A 353-nucleotide genomic window follows, 5' to 3' on the forward strand; every position below is an offset into this window, starting at 1 on the left:
GTGTCGGTGTGGGAGCTGTTCTGGTGGTCGATGGTCGGCTCGAAGGTAAGCCTGTTGTCCGTGGGCGGGGAAAAGAATCCGGAAGACATCGTGGATACGATTGCCCGCGACGGCGTGACCACGATGCACTTCGTGCCAGCCATGCTGCATGCATTCCTGGAGTATGTGGAGCAGCAGCCGCGAGAAGTGATTCAAGCGAAACTGGGCACGTTGCGCCATGTTTTTGCCAGCGGCGAAGCGTTGCCGCCACAGCATGTGGCCCGGTTCCAGCGGCTCGTGTCGAGCCTGGCCGGAGCGAAGCTGGTCAATCTGTATGGTCCGACCGAAGCGACGGTGGACGTGTCGTACTTCGA

General features: G+C 60.6%; 1 protein-coding gene. It reads left to right on the plus strand.

Annotated elements, in window-relative coordinates; genetic code table 11:
- A partial coding sequence (locus AC5V8P_RS26230) for an AMP-binding protein (protein WP_495474136.1) occupies window positions 1-353 on the plus strand: 353 nt, incomplete at both ends.

The organism is Paenibacillus sp. N119s (assembly GCF_059447605.1).